General features: G+C 69.7%; 13 protein-coding genes. 9 read left to right on the forward strand and 4 right to left on the reverse strand.

Annotated elements, in window-relative coordinates:
• Nucleotides 1-97: 97 nt before the first annotated feature.
• Nucleotides 98-1,375: a tetratricopeptide repeat protein gene (locus tag ACN469_RS42735; protein ID WP_498778044.1), complete on the forward strand. Its 1,278-nt coding sequence runs from the start codon at nucleotides 98-100 to the stop codon at nucleotides 1,373-1,375.
• A gap of 12 nt (nucleotides 1,376-1,387) precedes the next feature.
• Here ACN469_RS42735 and ACN469_RS42740 read toward each other — a convergent pair whose 3' ends face one another.
• A complete protein-coding gene (locus ACN469_RS42740; protein ID WP_498778046.1) occupies nucleotides 1,388-1,984 on the reverse strand; it encodes a DUF2378 family protein in 597 nt (198 codons plus the stop codon).
• 69 nt (nucleotides 1,985-2,053) lie between these two features.
• A complete protein-coding gene (locus tag ACN469_RS42745; RefSeq protein ID WP_498778048.1) occupies nucleotides 2,054-3,517 on the reverse strand; it encodes a sensor histidine kinase in 1,464 nt (487 codons plus the stop codon).
• Between the two features lie 174 nt (nucleotides 3,518-3,691).
• On the opposite strand from ACN469_RS42745, the gene ACN469_RS42750 reads away from it, so the two are divergent.
• The 6 genes from ACN469_RS42750 (at nucleotide 3,692) to ACN469_RS42775 (ending at nucleotide 11,699) form a co-directional block, all read left to right on the forward strand.
• Nucleotides 3,692-4,654 (forward strand): PLP-dependent cysteine synthase family protein, encoded by a 963-nt coding sequence (locus tag ACN469_RS42750; protein WP_498778050.1) that lies wholly within the window; start codon nucleotides 3,692-3,694, stop codon nucleotides 4,652-4,654.
• A gap of 139 nt (nucleotides 4,655-4,793) precedes the next feature.
• Complete coding sequence (locus ACN469_RS42755; RefSeq protein WP_498778052.1) at nucleotides 4,794-5,111, forward strand: hypothetical protein; 318 nt, start codon at nucleotides 4,794-4,796, stop codon at nucleotides 5,109-5,111.
• A 107-nt stretch (nucleotides 5,112-5,218) separates the two neighbouring features.
• Nucleotides 5,219-6,448 (forward strand): TolC family protein, encoded by a 1,230-nt coding sequence (locus tag ACN469_RS42760; protein WP_498778054.1) that lies wholly within the window; start codon nucleotides 5,219-5,221, stop codon nucleotides 6,446-6,448.
• Nucleotides 6,445-7,638: an efflux RND transporter periplasmic adaptor subunit gene (locus ACN469_RS42765; RefSeq protein ID WP_498778056.1), complete on the forward strand. Its 1,194-nt coding sequence runs from the start codon at nucleotides 6,445-6,447 to the stop codon at nucleotides 7,636-7,638. Before ACN469_RS42760 ends, ACN469_RS42765 begins: the two co-directional genes overlap by 4 nt.
• Nucleotides 7,628-10,759, forward strand: coding sequence for an efflux RND transporter permease subunit (locus ACN469_RS42770; protein WP_498778058.1), 3,132 nt, complete (start codon nucleotides 7,628-7,630; stop codon nucleotides 10,757-10,759). The genes ACN469_RS42765 and ACN469_RS42770 overlap by 11 nt, the downstream gene beginning before the upstream one ends.
• Before the next feature lie 109 nt (nucleotides 10,760-10,868).
• On the forward strand, nucleotides 10,869-11,699 hold the full coding sequence (locus ACN469_RS42775) for a peptidoglycan recognition protein family protein (protein ID WP_498778060.1): 831 nt from the start codon (nucleotides 10,869-10,871) through the stop codon (nucleotides 11,697-11,699).
• 74 nt (nucleotides 11,700-11,773) lie between these two features.
• Here ACN469_RS42775 and ACN469_RS42780 read toward each other — a convergent pair whose 3' ends face one another.
• Both ACN469_RS42780 and ACN469_RS42785 read right to left on the reverse strand, forming a co-directional pair.
• Nucleotides 11,774-12,532, reverse strand: a complete 759-nt coding sequence (locus tag ACN469_RS42780) for a DUF5953 family protein (protein ID WP_498778062.1) — start codon at nucleotides 12,530-12,532, stop codon at nucleotides 11,774-11,776.
• A 1-nt stretch (nucleotide 12,533) separates the two neighbouring features.
• Nucleotides 12,534-13,217, reverse strand: a complete 684-nt coding sequence (locus ACN469_RS42785) for a DUF6310 domain-containing protein (protein ID WP_498778064.1) — start codon at nucleotides 13,215-13,217, stop codon at nucleotides 12,534-12,536.
• Between the two features lie 298 nt (nucleotides 13,218-13,515).
• Here ACN469_RS42785 and ACN469_RS42790 point away from each other — a divergent pair, with 298 nt between their 5' ends.
• Together ACN469_RS42790 and ACN469_RS42795 are read left to right on the forward strand one after the other, a co-directional pair.
• Entirely contained in the window at nucleotides 13,516-13,908 is a 393-nt protein-coding gene (locus tag ACN469_RS42790) for a heavy metal-binding domain-containing protein (RefSeq protein WP_498778066.1), read from the forward strand.
• Entirely contained in the window at nucleotides 13,905-15,374 is a 1,470-nt protein-coding gene (locus ACN469_RS42795) for a TolC family protein (protein ID WP_498778068.1), read from the forward strand. The genes ACN469_RS42790 and ACN469_RS42795 overlap by 4 nt, the downstream gene beginning before the upstream one ends.
• The last annotated feature ends 52 nt before the right edge of the window (nucleotides 15,375-15,426 follow it).

Below are 15,426 nucleotides of genomic sequence, written 5' to 3' on the forward strand. Positions count from 1 at the left end.
GGCGTCAACGCACACGCGTGGTGGGGAACAGCGACTCCCACACACTCCGCTCGGGTACTCCCAGACCAGGCGACCGCACTGTCACTAGGCTTGGGACATGCGCACGCCCATCCTCCCGTGGCTTGTCGTCGCGGCCTTCAGTCTCGGAGCCGCCCCTCCAGGGAAGGCCGGGTCGGAACCCCTCGCCACGCGCATCCAACGCGCGTCCGAGTACGCCCGGTCCGGGAACGAGATGGAGGCACAGAAGGAACTCGCACTGGCGCTCAAGGAGGCCCCCAAGAATGCGAGCGCCCTCTTCGTCCAGACGTGCCTGTTCCTGGAACAAGGCGCGCTGCCCAAGGCGGAGCAGTCCCTGAAGCGGCTTCGCGCGGTCGCCGCGCGGGAGCCCGAGGTCGCCATCCTCGCGTCCCTCGTGGAGCAACGCCGCCGTCAGCCGAAGCTCGATTGGCGCGACGCCTTCCTTGACGCCTGGGTCCAGGCAGGGCGCCCCCACTTCGCGGAGAGCCGGCTGTTGCGCAGGCCCCCCTCGTCGTCCCGTGACGGCAAGCCCGAGCTCGAAGCCGCCTGGGAACACACCGAGTCCTCGGAGGTCCGCCTCATCCTCGCGCTCTCCGGAGGCATGTTCAAAGGCCCTGACCTGGAGTGGCTCGCCACGCACCTCGATGACGTGAAGGACCCCGTCCTCCTGCGCGCCGCGTTCGAGCACTTCATGACCGCCGCCCCGAGGCACCCCGAGGCACTCGCGAAGGCTCGCACCACGCTCAAGCCCCGCCTCCAACAGCTCGCCGCCGAAGCGCCCCAGGAGATGCAGCTCCGGTTGCTCCTGCTACTGGAGAACACAGACTTGAGAGCGCCCCTCACGAGGGAAGAGCTCACCGAGCTGGAGCGCATCGCCAGCCTCCCGGACTTCCGGGCCGCCGCCACCCTCCCGATGTACACCGAGGCCGTGCGGCTCCTGACGCTGGCGAAGGTCCCCCTCCCTCAGTCCAGTGGCTTCTCCTCCATCATGGGCCTGCTGGCGCTCACCGGCCCCCATCGCCTCACCCAGCGCGCGCTCTTCTCGGACACGCTCCCGCCTCCGGACCGCCAGCGACTGGGTCGCGCGCTGGTGGCCATCGGCAAGCGCCTCTCCGAAGAGAGCATGCTCGTGGAGTATCGCGTGGGACTGCGCATGGTGATGCAGGGCGCGGACCTGCTTGAAGACGCGAAGCTCCAGACGGAGCTCGCCACGGTTCAGGGCGAGGCCCTCAAGCTCTCGCTCGTGATGCCACCTCAACGCATGGAGCTGTGGCCCCTGCCCTCACTCCAGCGCGCGTGGACCACCGCGTCACTGGAGAACGAGCGGGAGCACCTGCGGGCCTTCCTCACGCCTTGAGCGAAGCGCGCTTCACGCCCACGGCGCGGGAGCGGCCTCACCCATCGGCGCGGCGGCAATCCTGTTCCAGACGATGCGGTACGTCGCCGCCGTGCCGTCGAAGGCGATGGGCTCCACCTCCACGTGGCCAGCGCCCGCGACGCGCAGCGACTCCGCGAGGAACCCCGCGGAGAAGTACGGGTTGTCCGCCGCCACGTCCTTCATCCACAGCGTGGCGGCGCCCTCGGCGGACTCCTCCACCCGCACCTCGTTGAAGTTGTTGCCGGCCCTCACGTTGTAGGGCACCCGCTCCAGGGTCCGCATGGGCCCCAGGCGCGTGACGAGCGACAGGCTGGCTCGCCCCACCGGTGTCTGCCGGAACCCCTGGAGATAACGCGCCCCCAGCGCCAGCCAGGCCTCCTTCGCCGGCAGCGCCGGGAAGATGTCCTGCACAGCCACCCGCAAGAACGAACGCCACTGCTCCAGGGAGTAGGCGGGCCGCAACCGCTCCGACAAATCCAGGCCCACGCTCTTCAGGCGCTGGCGCCCCTCCTTCGTCAGGTAGGGACCCAGGGCCCTCACGAAGAGGGCCTCCACGGACTGCGCGAAGATGAGCTTCTCGGGCGACATGACGGAAAGGTGGCAATGGCCCCCCGCAACGGCGACCCATTCCGCATTTCAAACGTCAGCTGGTCATCATCACCGGGGCAGCCGCACCGTGAAGGTCGTCCCACCCGACGCACTGGACTCCACCGTCACCTCGCCGCCATGGGCGAGCAGAATCTGTCGGGTGATGTACAGACCGAGCCCCAACCCCGAGTACCCCGCCGCCTCGTGCTGCACGGCCCGCGAGCCTCGACGCCATGCGGTGAAGATGTGCGGCAGCTCCTCCGGAGGAATCGGGGGCCCGCCGTTGTGGACGCGCAGCACCACTTCCCGCTCGCTCGCCTCGCCCCACATCCGCACAGGACTGTCCACAGGGCTGTACTTCAGCGCATTCGCCAGCAGGTTGCTGAACGCCTGCTCCAGCCGGTCCAAATCCCACGCGCCGCACCCGTCACCCACCACCTCCAGCACCAGCATCCGACCGGGGTGGCTGGCGCGCATCTCCTCCAGCGTGCGACGCGCCACGTCGAAGACGTCGCAGTCCGAGGCCACCACCGGGACTCCGCCGCCCAGGCGCGAGCGCGCGAAGTCCAGCAGCTGGCGAATCATCCGGTCCATGCGGTCCGCGCTGGTGAGGATGCGCTCGGTGAGCGAGGACTGGCGCTCGTCCAGGTTGCCCTTGCGCTTGAGCTGCTGCGCGGACATGGACATGGCGTTGAGCGGATTGCGCAGGTCATGCCCGAGCATCCCGATGAACTGCTCGCGGAACTCCTCTTCGCTGCGCTCCTCGGTGACATCCCTCGAGGTCGCCATCAGCGCGGCCACCTTGCCGTCACCGTCCAGCGTGGGGGACAGCGTGAAGTCGAAGTGCCGAGGCCCCTGGTCCGTCGACAGGGTGACGCCGCCGCGCTGGACCTGTCCGGTGCGCAGCGCCACCTCCATCAGCCGGATGAAAGGCGCGAGCGACGAGTCCTTCGCCTCCCGCACGCTCAGCGACTCGCCCGAGACGAGGACCTCGTGGCTGCCTCGCGCCGCATATGCCGCCTGGTTGGCGAACAGCAGACGTCCCGTCGCATCAAACAGCGCGATGGGGTCCGCGGCGGACGCCATGGCCATGTCGAGCAACCGTCGCTGGCGCTCCACCTCTTGCGACAGCGCATGCACCTCGCGCTCGGCGCGGCGCAGGCGCAGCAGGGCGTGCACCTGGGCGACCAGCTCCTCGGGGTCCACCGGGGCCACCAGGTAGCCGTCCGCGCCGTGCTCCAGGCCGTGCGCCCGGTCGCCCGGTCCCACCGCCTGTGCGGAGAGATGCAGGACGAGCATGCCCCGGGTGCGGGGGGCCCGCTTCAGGCGCCGACAGACTTCCAGCCCGCTGATGTCCGGCAGCCGGACGTCCAGGATGGCCAGGTCGGTGTGCTCGTTCGCGAGGGCCAGGGCTTCGCCACCGGAGCTGGCGTCCACCACCTGGAAGCCCGCGAGCCCCAACACCCGGCTCGTGACATAGCGACTGGCGACATCATCATTGACGTTGAGGATGATCGGAGATGGAGGACTCATGTAGGACGGGGCAGAGGTGCTCCTTCGTACCCGCCGGAATCCGGCCGCGCCACATTCATCGCCATCCCCGGGTGCTTCCCTACAGGCCGGGCGGACAGCCCATGGAATCCCCGTCCGCCAGGAAGAAGCGCGGGACGCTAACGGCCGGGGGCGATTCGCGATAGGGATGGCTTCATGCGCCCTCCCTGTCGCCCGCTGCCCGCGGATGGCCGCTTTCTCCAGGCCATCGCTCCCACGCCTCTCGTCCCCGTCCGGCTGGACCCGGAGGGGCCCACCATCTGGTGCAAGCTGGAGTTCCTCAACCCCAGTGGCTCCACGAAGGACCGCATCGCGCGCTACATGTTGGAGAAGGCCTGGCGCCTGGGCGAGCTGCAGCCCGGCGGCGAGGTGGTGGAGGCGTCCAGCGGCTCGACGAGCATCGCGCTCGCGCTGGCCAGCGCGCAGATGGGCGTGCGCTTCACCGCGGTGATGCCCGAGGGGGTCACCGACGAGCGCGTCCTCACCATCCGCGCCTACGGCGGCGACGTGGTGCTGGTGCCGAGGGCGGAGGGCGTGCGTGGCGCCATCGCCAAGGCGGAGGAGATTGCCCGGGAGCGCAAGGCCTTCGCGCCCCGCCAGTTCGAGAACCCGGACAACGCCGAGGCGCACCGCGTGTGGACGGGGCAGGAGATCCTCTCCCAGATTCCGGGCGGGCTGGTGCACGGCGTGGTGAGCGGCGTGGGCACGGGCGGCACGGTGGTGGGCCTGTACCAGGCGTTCGCGGAAGCGGGCTGTCCGGTGACGGCCTTCATCGCGCGTCCCATCGCGGGGCTCGGCTGCGACATCGAATGTTGCAGCTTCAGTCCGCGCGTGCCCGGCGTCGTCGACGGCATGTCCAAGCTGTACCGCGACTCGGACATGCCGGGGCGCGTGGAGCTGGACGTGTCGGACGAGGAGGCCATGTGCACCGCGCGCGCCCTCATCCGCCGAGGCTTCCCCGTGGGTCCGTCCTCCGGCCTCAACTACGTGGCGGCCGTGGAGGCCTCGCGGCGACTGGGTCCCGGCGCGCAGGTGGTGACGGTGTTCCCGGACCGGATGGAGCGCTACTTCTCCACCGAGCTGATTCTGGGCCGGCCCGCGCCCGTGCGCGTCGCCTGACGCACACTCACGAAGAGCCGGCGGGACGACACTCCGCCGGCCCTCGCGGACGAGCAGGCACTCCCTCATCCGGTGCCTGGTTCACGCTGAGCGTGCATCCACGTGCGCACCGTCCGGGGTCATGCTAGAAGCCCGCTTCGTGCTCACACGCATCTGGCTGTGCCTCAGCCTGTTGCTGTTCGCCCCGACGGAAGGTGGCCTGTGGATGGCCATCGCCGACGCGACGGAGACCGTGTGCGCGCAGCGTTGCCCGGATGACGATGCGAGCGGTCAGTGCGCGCCGGACTGCACGGACTGCACCTGCTGCGGCCATGTGCGCTCCATCGCCGCACCCGTCTCCCCTCCTTCGCTGCTCCTGGAAGCACCTCGGCCGCGTCTCGTCCTTCAGGATGAAGATGCGCCTGCCTCCGCGGACCTGGACGACATCCTCCACGTCCCCAAAGCCCTCCTCGCCTGAGGCTGCGTCCGTTTCTTCGCGCGAGCGACTCCAGGTGAGGTGCGTCCACGGTCATACCGGGACACCTCGCGTCTGACGCTCGCTTCCCTTTCGCGAGGTCTTCTTCCGTGTTCAATCCTTCCGCGACGGTGGCCCTTGGGCTCACCGCCGCCCTGGTCTGGCCCTGCGCCAGCACCGCTTCACCTTCCGAGCTGTCCTTCCAACAAGCGCTCGCTTTGGCCCGCGAGCGCGCTCCCGCGTTGCTGGACGCAGCGGGCCGCGTCGCCGAGGCCCAGGGGGCCGTCGCCGGCGCGTCACCCTGGCTGCGTGGCAACCCCACCCTCAACGCCGAAGTGGGCCCGCGCAGGCTCGATGATGGCACCCGAGGCCTGCAGCTCTCACTCGGGCTCGCGCAGCCCTTCGAGCTGGGCGGCAAGCAGGGCGCCCGCAGGGAGTCCGCGCGCGCGGGCCTCGCGCGGGAAGGCGCCGAACAGCAGGACGCCGAGCGGCGGGTGCTCGGCGAAGTGGCCGCGTCATTCCTTCGCGCGCTGTATGCCCGGGAGTTCTCCCGGCTGATGCACGACACGGAGGAGGCCGCGCGCAACATGGCCAGCTCCGCGAGCAAGCGCTTCGAGGCGGGCGACGTGCCCGTGGTGGACGTCAACGTGGCGCGCGTGGCGCAGGCCCGGGCCCATGCGGCCGTCGTCGTGGCCGAAGGCGAGGAGGAGGCGTTGCTCAGCGAGCTGCGCGCCTGGCTCGGCCTGCCCCTCCAGGAGCCCCTCGCGGTGCGTGGCGCGCTCCGGGAGCTCTCCTCCCTGCCGGTGGCGAAGCCCACCAGCGACTCAGAGCGCGCGGATGTCCGCGCCCTGGAATCGGCGGTCGCCCAGGCCGAGGCGGAGCTGCGGTTGGGACGCACGGAGGCACTGCCCGACCTGAGCGTGGGCGTACGCTACGAGAAGGAGGTGGATGAGACGGCGTGGCTCGGCACCCTCAGCGTGCCGCTGCCCGTGTTCTCCCGGGGCCAGGAAGCGAAGGTGACGGGAGAGGCTCGCGTGCGACGGCTGCGCACCCTGTTGGAGGCCGCTCGCCGCACGCGCGACGCCCAGGTGGAAGCCGCACGCATCCGCGACACCCGGCGTCAGCAGGCGCTGGAGGTGCTGGAGCGCGAGGCCCTGCCGCTGTTGGACGAGAACGAGTCGCTGGCGCGCAGGTCCTACGAAGCCGGGGAGATGGACCTCGCGGGGTTGCTCCTCGTCCGCCGTGAAACGCTCGAGACGCGCGTGGCGCTGCTCGACAGTCACCTCCAGGCCGCGCTCGCTCGCGTGCAGCTCGCCGTCGAGACAGGAGTCCTGCCATGAAGCCCTCTCATCTCCTCCTGTCCGCCCTCGTCCTGCTGTCCGCCTGCAAGTCCGAGAAGCCGGCGCACGAAGACGAGCACGCGCACGAAGAAGGCGCCGAACCCAAGGGACATGACGAGGGACACGACGAGTCCCACGTCCACATCGCGCCGGAGATGCTGCGTGACTTGCGCGTCACCACCGCGCCCGCGTCGGCGAGGCCCGGTGGCGAGAGCGTCACCGCGCTGGGCGAGCTGATGTTCAGCGAGGACGCCTACGCGGAGGTGGCGTCTCCCATCTCCGCCCGGGTGGGCACCGTCTTCGTCACCACCGGCCAGGAGGTGAAGGAGGGCGAGAAGCTGGCGGAGCTGCGCAGCCCCGAGTTGGGCAAGGCCCGCGCCGCGCTCCAGTCCTCGAAGGCCCGCGCCACCGCCGCCAGGCAGACGGCCGAGCGCAAGCGCGCGCTCGCCGCGGAGCGCATCGTCGCGCAGAAGGACGTGCAGGCCGCGGAGGTGGAGGCCGCGGGCGCCGAGGCGGAGGTCGCCGCCGCCCGCGCGGAGCTGGCTGCCCTGGGCGCGAGCGAAGAGGACTTGCGTCAGGGCGCGGGCACCCCGGGCTTCATCCTGCGCTCGCCCATCCAGGGCACCGTCATCGAGCGTGACGCGAGGATGGGGCAGATGGCGGACGCCGAGCATCCCCTCTTCCGCATCGGCGACTTGGGCTCGCTGTGGCTCATCGTCCACGCCTTCGAGCGCGACGCGGTGCGCATCCAGAAGGACGCCGAGGCGCGCGTCACCTTCGCCGCCTTCCCGGGCAAGGAGCTGACCGCGCGGGTGGGGCACGTGGGGCAGCGCGTGGATGCCGCCTCGCGCACCATCCCCGTGCGGCTGGTGCTGGAGAACCGCGAGGGCCTGCTCAAGCCGGGCATGTCCGCCACCGCGTCCATTCCGCTCGGCAGCCCGGATGGGACCATCACCACCGTGCCCGCCGCATCGCTCCAGCGACTGGAGAACGGCTGGGTGGCCTTCCTGCCCACCGGAGAGCGCGGCTCCTTCGAGCGGCGCGAGGTGGGGCGAGGCCGCACGCTGGGAGACCACGTGGAGGTGCTCTCCGGCTTGAAGGTCGGCGAGCAGGTGGTGGTGGACGGCGCCTTCCTCCTCAAGGCGGAAGTCGAGAAGTCCGCCGGCGGAGGTGCCGAACATGGCCACTGAGCCCGCGTCTTCCCCGGTGGCGCGCGTGCTGCGCGCCTCCTTCGCGCGCCCCGGCCTCACCGTGGTGCTGGCCCTGGCGCTGTCCGCGTTCGGCGCGGTGGCGCTCCATGGGCTTCGCCGCGACGTCTTCCCGGACCTGTCCGCGCCCATCTTCAACGTCATCGTCCAGAACGCCGCCATGGGCGCGGAGGAGCTGGAGACGGCGGTGGCCATTCCCATGGAGGTGGCGCTGGCGGGCCTGCCCGACGTGCGCCGCATCCGCTCCACGTCGCAGCTGGGCGTCACGCAAGTCACCGTGGAGTTCGAGCCGGACGCGGACTACTTCCGCAGCCGTCAGTACGTCGCCGAGCGCGTGGCCCAGGCCCAGGGCGAGCTGCCACCCGGCACGGACGCGCCCCTCGTCTCCAGCCTCACCGGCCGGCTCAATGAAGTCTTCGAGTTCACCCTCGAGGCGGAGCCCGGCGCGGCGGACCTCATGGCGCTGCGAGATCTGGCCGAGTTCGAGGTGAAGAACCGGCTGCTCGCCGTGCCCGGTGTCGCGGGCGTGGAGCGACTGGGCGGCTACCTGCGGCAGTTCCAGGTGCTGCTGGACCCCGACCAGATGGTGGCGCGCGGCATCAGCCTCAACGAGGTGGAGCACGCGCTGGAGGGCGCCAACCTCAACGCGTCCGGCGGCTTCGTGGTGCAGGGCCCCATGGAGTGGACGGTGCGAGCGATTGGACGCGCGGAGACGGTGGAGGACCTGAACAGCACGGTGGTGGCGCTGCGCGCGGGCACGCCCGTGTTGCTGGCGGACGTGGCCGACGTGCGCGAGGGCCCCGCGCTGCGCCGGGGAATCGCGCACCGCCTCAAGGGCGAGGTGGTGAGCTGCCGCGTCATCAAGCAGTTCGGCGCGGACACGCAGCGGGTGGCGGCGGGCGTGCGCGAGGCGCTCAAGGAGCTGGAGCAGTCCATGCCCAAGGGCGTGCAGCTGCGCGTCGTCTATGACCAGTCGGAGCTGGTGGACGAGGCGCTGGGCGGAGTCAGCCGGGCCATCCTGCTGGGCGCGCTGCTGGTGGTGCTGGTGCTGTTCGCGCTCTTGGGAGACTGGCGCGCCGCGCTCATCGTCACCCTCACCCTGCCCCTGTCGCTGGCCCTGGCGGGAATCCTCCTGAAGGCCGCTGGCATCGGCATCAACACCATGACGTTGGGCGGGCTCGCCATCGCCGTGGGCCTGTTGGTGGACGCGGCCATCATCGTCACCGAGAACATCATCCACGACCTGCGAGAAGGCGCGGGCCGCAGGTCCGTGCGCGACGAGGCGCTGGCCGCGTCGCTGGAGGTGGGGCGCCCCATCGCCTTCGCCACCCTCATCGTCGTGTCCGTGTTCATCCCGCTGTTCGCCATGACGGGCATCGAGGGGCGCATGTACCAGCCGCTCGCCGCCGCGGTGGTGGCGTGTCTGGCCGCGTCGCTGGCGCTGGCGCTCACGCTGGTGCCCGTGGCCTCCGCGCTGCTGCTCAAGGCCCCGCGTCCGGGACAGCCCGAGGACGTGTGGCTCATCCGCAAGCTCAAGTCGGCCTACGCGCCGATGCTGGACACCTGCATGCGCAGGGCGGGCCTCGTGCGACTGGTGGCGCTCGCCATCACCGTGCCGGCGCTGGGCCTTGCCTTCGCGGTGGGCAGTGACTTCATGCCCCGCCTCGACGAAGGCGCCTTCCTCCTCCAGACGGTGCTGCCCCCCGAGGCGTCACTCGAGGAGGTGGACCGTCTCAACCACCTGGTGGAGGACGTGCTGCTCGGCTTCCCGGAAGTGGAAGACGTCGTGCGGCGCACCGGCCGCGCGGAGCGCACGGAGGACCCGATGCCTCACACGGTGTCGGACGTGCTCGTCGTGCTCAAGAAAGACAGGGGCAGGAGCCTGGAGAAGCTGGAGGCGGACCTGCGCGTCGCCGTGGCGCGAGTGCCCGGCGTCACCACGCTCTTCACCACGCCGCTGGGCATGCGCATCGACGAGGGCCTGGGCGGCAGTCCCGCGGACCTGTCCGTGCGCATCTTCGGGCCGGAGCTGGAGACGCTCGCCACGTTGGGAGAGCGGGCGCGCGCCATCCTCGCCAAGGTGGACGGCGTGGAGGACCTGCGGGTGGAGAAGCTCAGCGGCCTGCCGCAGCTTCGCATCACCGTGAATCGCGCCGCGGTGGCGAGGGTGGGACTCACGCCCGGCGACGTCATCCGCGCGGTGCGCGTGGGATTGGTGGGCGAGGAGTCCTCGCAGGTGTGGAAGGGCCAGCGACGGCACGACCTGGTGCTGCGGCTGGCGGACCACAAGCGGGGAGACCTCCAGGCGCTGCGCAACCTCCTGGTGGACGGACATGACGGCACGCGAATCCCCCTGAGTCAGCTCGCGACCATCGAGGAGACCTTCGGCGCGGGCAGCGTGCGTCGCGAGGCCGGCAGTCGTCGACTCGCGGTGGAGGCCAGCGTGTCAGGCCGGGACTTGGGCAGCACCGCGGCCGAGGTGCGCGAGCGACTGGCCGCCGAGCTGAAGCTGCCCACCGGTTACTTCCTCGACGTGGGCGGGCGCGTGGAGAGTCAGCAACGCGCCGCGCAGTCGCTGGCCATGGCCATCGCCATCGCCATCCTCGCGGTCTTCATCCTGCTGTACCTGGCGCTGGACTCGGTGGCGGAGGCGCTCGTCATTCTCGCCACACTGCCAGATGCCTTTGTCGGCGGAATCCTCGCGCTGCTCATCGCCGGCGAGACGTGGAACGTCTCCAGCCTCGTGGGGCTCATCGGCCTGTTCGGCATCGCCGTGCAGAACGGTCTGGTGCTGGTCTCACAGACCAAGGACCTGCTCGCGCGCGGCCTGCCCTTCGACGCGGCCATCCGTCAGGCGAGCTTGGGTCGCGTCCGACCCAAGCTGATGACCGCGGCCACGGCCATCCTCGGCCTGCTGCCGCTGCTCGTGCTGCCTCTGAATGGGACGGAAATCGAGCGGCCTCTCGCCGTGGTCATGGTGGGCGGACTGGTGACCTCCACCTTGTTCACCCTGCTGGTGCTTCCCACTTTCTATGCATTCGTTCATGGGGTGAGAGAGCGATTCCGTCAGCGTGCGATCACACACAGGTCCACTGTTATCTGAGTGTTACCTGAGAGACGGGGAAGGTGTTCCAGGCTTTGGATCGGCAACATTCAGCCTGGAGCACCGACAATCCCGTGATTTTCCCCTATTCCACACGTCGGGGCCTCTCATGAGCGTGCGCCTTCCTCCGTCCACCGCGACCCGTACCACCACCACCACCAAGGCGGCGGCCGCGACGCCTGCCGTCACCGCGCCTCCCGCGGGCCTTCGCAAGGGTGACTCGGGCCCCAAGGTGAAGCAGCTCCAGGACGCGCTGGTGAAGCTGGGTTACCTGACCAAGGCGCAGGTGAACACGGGTCCGGGAACCTTCGGCGCGCAGACCGAAGCGGCGGTGAAGAAGTTCCAGGGCGACAAGAAGCTGCCCACGACTGGCTATTACGGCGAGCAGACGCAGGCGGCGCTGAAGAAGGCGCTGGCGGGCACGCCCACGACGCCGACGACGCCCACGAAGCCGGGCGCCAAGCCGCCGGTCATCAGCGCGCCCTCGCCCAACTCCGACAGCCGCAACGGCGCGGACATCGACACCATCGTCATGCACCACACCGCGTCCAACGACGGCAAGGCCGACCTGTCGTGGATGCGCAACCCGAACAGCGGCGTGTCCGCGCACTACATGGTGGACCGCGACGGGAAGATTTATCAGCTCGTCGGTGACGACAAGCGCGCGTGGCATGCGGGCAAGAGCGAGCTGCACGGCGTCCCCACGGACGTGAACGCGCGCTCCATCGGCATCGAAATCGTCAACGACGGCAGCGGCAAGACGGCCTTCACGGAGGCGCAGTACAAGGCGCTCACCGAGCTGACCAGCCACCTGAAGGAGAAGTACGACGTGCCGATGAAGAACATCGTCGGCCACGCGGACGTGGCGGTGCCCAAGGGCCGCAAGAACGACCCGGCCCCGAACTTCGACTGGGCGCGGCTGCGCAAGGGCATCTCCTGAGCGTCAGACGTTGAAGCAACGGTGGTGAAGCGCGGGTCGAGGGTCCTTTCGGGACGCTCCCCGCGCTTCGTGTTTCAGGCGGGTGCGCGTCCGCCAATCTCCCGGAAGCGCTCGTAGGCACGCAGGAGCGTCGCCAGGTGCGCGGGGTCGTCGAGGTTCAGCGGTGCGTCGGTGAGCTGGAGCAGCCAGCCTCCGCTCTGCGTTCGCCGTGCACGGGGGAGCCACTCGGAGTCCAGCGTGGCGTCAGGGAAGCCGAGGAGCCGCGCGGTGGCGGCGGACCAGTAGTTGATCCACCCGAGGTGGTGCGGGACTTCGGGCGAGCGGAGGTCCTTCGAGAGCTGGAGGATGGGCAGGCCGCGTGGAGGGATGTGTGGCCCGAGAACGGGGCGGGCCATTTGCTCCAGGATCTCAACCAGGGAGCGCCACGGAGTGGCGTGCCCCCATCGTCCGTGCGCGGCTTCGGCCACATGCTCCAGCAAGGAGGCCGAATGCGCGCGGACGACCTCGTCCAATGGCAGCTTCGAGTGGATGTTGAGTCCCGACGTCCCGTTGACGGAGGACCTCGGCGACGACGCCAGCCCATGCAACGTGACGGGATGCAGTTCGTCACCGTTGCACACGAGCGGGAAACCGCCGTCAGGCGTTCCCGCCAGGAGCCACGCATCACGGTTCTCCACGTGGAGCGGTACTCCTTCTTGGGAGACCTCCCACTCCAAACGCAGCCCGGGCAGGACCTGCTCCATCGCACGAGCAATGGCCAGGGGGCGGACATCTCCCGCTACCAATGCGGACGCATGGACAGCGACGGAGAGCTTTTCGTCAGTTGCGAGCATCTCAGCATCCCGTGACAACAATCTTGAGGTCCTCGTCCAGTTCGAGGAGCGCGGACCGGTGGCCTGCATTGCTCACGCCCACCGCGAAGTCATAGCCACAAGCGCGCGCCAGTTCCCGCTCACGCTGAAGCTCGACAACCTGCGTCCTGCTGACCCGTTCCTTCAGGAAGTCCGAGTACCCATCGAACCGGTCCGTCTTGATTTCCCACAGCACATTGGCGCTTACCTGCAGCGCATCGAACCGCTTGCCGTTGATGAGCACGTCCTTCCCGGGGAAGCGATTCGGCGGAAACGTGTCCGCGCAGCTGTCGTGCACGGCATCGCCTCCGCTGTGCGACACCAGCTTCACCTCACACTCCGGACGACGTGAAGCGGCCACGGGTGGCGGTGGGTTCCTATTGGCGCCGGCTCCGCCTCGCTCGGGCCGAGTCTCTGCCTGAGCCGAGGAAGACGTCGTCCCGGCTCGCTCCGTGTCCCCGGATGTCGGTCGCTCCGTTGCGCCCTCCGGATGAATGACGAGCGGAATCGGCGGCGCCAGTCCGATGGGGGCCGGCATCACCACCGGCCTGGGCACGATGAGCGGTCCCAAGGGGATGGCGATCTGGTCGCGCGCGCCCGTCTCCGCCGTGGAGCAGGCCACGCCGCACAGCAACACTCCCAGGCTCGTGATGATTCGTAAGCACATTCGCGCGCCCATTCATCCAGGAACAACCTCGCGACTCAAGCCAGTGCGGCCTCGGTGCCTGAATGATTCCGGCGGACACCGGCCAGGAACATGAAGTGCGCCGGTGAACAGCCAGGCACCACTCCAGCCATCACAGTGTGATGACCCCGGTTACACCGGCGCTCGAGCCCCGCTCGGTCCTCCACCTCGTGCGCGTCGTCAATCCGCGGAGTTGTCTCCTGGGTCGACATGGCCTGGGCCTTGCTGAACAGCGCAGCGATTCCTGGCGCCGCCACCCCGCGCCACTTCGAGGTCCTTCATGCGTTCCTTCCTCTGTGTCCTCGCGAGCCTCGTCACGCTCGCCGCCTGTGCTTCCGAGCCCAAGAGGCTCGCTCCCTCCGTGGACCCTTCGAGCCCCGATGCGCCCGAGTCCCCGCCCGCCTCCCTGCCCATGGCGCTCGCGGCGACGCCTCCTTCCCGTCCTCCCGCGACGGACTCGCACGCGCGGCACTCCGACACCCAGAAGCCCGCTACTACGCCGGATGCGGGCACCGCCGTCTACGCGTGCCCGATGCACCCAGAGGTCCAGTCCGACAAGCCGGGCGGAACCTGTCCCAAGTGCGGCATGAAGCTGACGCCGACGAAGCCCGAGGACACCGCGCCGGCCAAGAAGCCCGCGCCCGGCCATGAAGGACACGGAGCTCATCCGTGAGACTGCTCACCCTCGCCTGCGCGCTCCTGTTCGCGGGCGGCTGCGCATCCATCCAGAAAGAGCGGGGCCACGCGGAGGTCGCCACGCTCGTCGAGGAGCGCATCGGCCGCAAGACGCGGTGGAACCAGGGCACTCCCGAGGACGCGGAGGTGTCGCGACATCTCGATGGACTGCTGAACGGCGACCTCACCTCCGACCATGCGGTGGAGGTGGCCCTCCTCAACAACCCCGCCCTGCAATCCACCTATGAAGACCTGGGCATCTCCCAGGCGGACATGGTGCAGGCGGGACTGCTCAGCAACCCGACGTTCGACGCGAGCATCGGCTTCCCCCTCACCAACGACGGTGTCAGCGAGACGGAGTTCTCACTGGTGCAGGGCTTCGTCGAGCTGTTCACCCTGCCGCTGCGCAAGCGCGTAGCCCAGGAGCAGTTCATCGCGGACACCCTGCGGGTCGCGCATGAAGCGCTCGCAACGGCGGCGGAGGCGCGCAAGGTGTTCAGCGAGGTCCAGGCGCGGCAGCAGCTCGTGGAGCTGCGCCGCATGGTCCTCGTGGCGGCCGAGTCCGCCGCCGAGCTGGCCACGCTCCAGCACGGCGCGGGCAACATCACTGACCTGGAGCTCGCCACGGAGCAGGCGGCCTCCGAGGAAGCACGGCTGGAGCTGGCGCGCGAGGAGCTCACGCTGGTCGAAGACCGCGAGCGGCTCAATCGGCTGCTGGGCCTGTGGGGGCCGCGCACCCAGTGGGCCATCTCCGAGAAGCTTCCGGCACCCCCCTCGGAAGAAGCCACGCTGGAGCGTCTGGAATCGCTCGCCATCCGGCAGCGGCTCGACATCGACGCCGCGCGCAAGCAGTCCCAGCTCTTGTGGAACGCGCTGGAGCTGGCGCGCAGCACGCGCTTCTTCGGCCGCGTCGACGTGGGCCTGCACACGCACCGGGACGCGAACGGCCCACGACTCTTGGGGCCCACGCTCACCTTGGAGCTGCCCATCTTCGACCAGCGACAAGCACTCATCGCCAAACTGGAGGCCCAGCATCGCCAGGGCGAGCGCCGGCTCGCGGAGCTGTCCATCAACGCCCGCTCCGAGGTTCGCGCCGCGAGGGCCCGCCTGCTGACGCTCCGCGGCGTCGCCGAGCGCTACCAGCGCGTCGTCCTGCCCCTGCGCGAGAAGGTCGTCGAACAATCCCAGCTCCAATACAACGCGATGCAGATCGGGCTGTATGCGCTGCTCGACGCGAAAGAGTCCCAGGTCGAGGCGTACCGCGCCTTCATCGAGACCGTCCGCGACTACTGGATGGCCCGCGCGGAGTTGGAACAGCTCGTCGGCGGCAGCCTGCCTGGCACGGCTTCACGCCCAGGCACTCCGAGCGACGCCACGCCCTCGCGCACCGTCCCTCTCGATACCCCTGAACCGCCGTCTGGAAACGGCCATCCCCCCGCGCACGGCCACGGAGCGACTCCATGAATCCCCACCCCCCTGATTCTTCTCTCCGCGCACAGGATGCGGAGGACACGAC

The organism is Corallococcus terminator, assembly GCF_049194865.1.
GTDB classification, from domain to species: Bacteria; Myxococcota; Myxococcia; order Myxococcales; family Myxococcaceae; genus Myxococcus; species Myxococcus terminator_A.

Excerpts from the sequence above, each read along its gene's own strand:
- ACN469_RS42735 (WP_498778044.1), top strand. The coding sequence starts at position 98 with ATGCGCACGCCCATCCTCCCGTGGCTTGTCGTCGCGGCCTTCAGTCTC.
- ACN469_RS42740 (WP_498778046.1), bottom strand. The coding sequence starts at position 1,984 with ATGTCGCCCGAGAAGCTCATCTTCGCGCAGTCCGTGGAGGCCCTCTTC.
- ACN469_RS42745 (WP_498778048.1), bottom strand. The coding sequence starts at position 3,517 with ATGAGTCCTCCATCTCCGATCATCCTCAACGTCAATGATGATGTCGCC.
- ACN469_RS42750 (WP_498778050.1), top strand. The coding sequence starts at position 3,692 with ATGCGCCCTCCCTGTCGCCCGCTGCCCGCGGATGGCCGCTTTCTCCAG.
- ACN469_RS42765 (WP_498778056.1), top strand. The coding sequence starts at position 6,445 with ATGAAGCCCTCTCATCTCCTCCTGTCCGCCCTCGTCCTGCTGTCCGCC.
- ACN469_RS42770 (WP_498778058.1), top strand. The coding sequence starts at position 7,628 with ATGGCCACTGAGCCCGCGTCTTCCCCGGTGGCGCGCGTGCTGCGCGCC.
- ACN469_RS42775 (WP_498778060.1), top strand. The coding sequence starts at position 10,869 with ATGAGCGTGCGCCTTCCTCCGTCCACCGCGACCCGTACCACCACCACC.
- ACN469_RS42780 (WP_498778062.1), bottom strand. The coding sequence starts at position 12,532 with ATGCTCGCAACTGACGAAAAGCTCTCCGTCGCTGTCCATGCGTCCGCA.
- ACN469_RS42785 (WP_498778064.1), bottom strand. The coding sequence starts at position 13,217 with ATGTGCTTACGAATCATCACGAGCCTGGGAGTGTTGCTGTGCGGCGTG.
- ACN469_RS42790 (WP_498778066.1), top strand. The coding sequence starts at position 13,516 with ATGCGTTCCTTCCTCTGTGTCCTCGCGAGCCTCGTCACGCTCGCCGCC.